The sequence below is a fragment of the Kangiella shandongensis genome (genome assembly GCF_020005365.1).
In the GTDB taxonomy this organism is placed as follows: domain Bacteria; phylum Pseudomonadota; class Gammaproteobacteria; order Enterobacterales; family Kangiellaceae; genus Kangiella; species Kangiella shandongensis.
On sequence record NZ_JACNML010000025.1, the window covers coordinates 1 to 1,069 of the forward strand.

General features: G+C 52.2%; 1 protein-coding gene. It reads right to left on the minus strand.

Features of this window, described 5'->3' with window-relative positions; all coding sequences use genetic code 11:
• Positions 1-8: 8 nt before the first annotated feature.
• A protein-coding gene (locus tag H7708_RS13375) for an IS3 family transposase (RefSeq protein WP_223671357.1) occupies positions 9-1,069 on the minus strand; the annotation gives its coding sequence in 2 pieces (ribosomal slippage) (positions 9-916 and positions 916-1,069; 1,062 coding nt annotated over the 2 pieces). This gene is flagged as partial in the annotation.

Genomic DNA, 1,069 nt, shown 5'->3' on the forward strand with positions numbered 1-1,069 from the left:
TGTAGTGGTCAACAAAACCCGGACACCTTTTTAGCTAATTTCTCGGCTTTTGCCGGTGGTAGACCATCATTAAATTGATGCGGTCGCTCCCAGTTGTAATAATTCATCAGGAAGTAACTGACATCACGTTTTGCTTCAACTGCTGAACGGTAACCGGTTGTCGGCATCCACTCAGACTTTAAACTTCTAAATACACGCTCCATCGGACTGTTATCCCAACAGTTTCCTCGACGACTCATACTTTGCGTCATTTGATAGCGCCATAGCCGCTGTCTGAACTTGCGCGCCCCGTATTGGGAGCCCTGGTCACTATGGAACATCACTCCTCGGGGCTTACCGCGCATTTCATAAGCCATATCCAAGGCGCGGGCAGCAAGCTCTGCATCGGGACGAGGCGACATTGACCAGCCAATAACCCGTCGTGTAAACAGGTCAATCACAACGGCGGCATAGTGCCAGCTTGAGCCCGTCCAGATATACGTAATGTCACCACACCAGGCGCGATTGGGAGCCGCAACACCAAACTCCCGATTGAGTCTGTTGGGAATGTCCGGTCGCTCAACGTTCGCTGTCTTATACGCATGAGGCCCCGGCTGCTTGCTCGTGAGACCTTGCTCTTTCAGTAGACGACCAACTTTAAAGCGCCCCAGCACGATACCCTCATCTTTCAACATGGTAACCAGGGTACGGGTGCCCGCTGAGTTGCGCGACTTGATGAACAGCCGCTTTACCCGGGCACTCAGCAGCCGTCGTTTCGTGTCTATTTGCTGACGCCGCTTCCGACGCTCGTAAAAACTGCTCACACCAACACCTAACGCTGAGCAGACCAACTCAGTCGCTTCATGCTCCCTCAACCGGTCTATCAGCGCGTAGAGTTCAGGTCGTCGGACATCAAGAGAGCGGTAGCCTTTTTTAGAATCGATTTTTCCCGCTCTAACCGATTCACGCGAGCCTCAAGCTCTTGTATTCTCTGCTGCTCTGGGGTCATCGCCTTACCTTTAGGCGTTTGACCGCTTTGCTCACTGTTTAACTGCTGAACCCATTTTCGGAGGGTATTGTCATGGACATC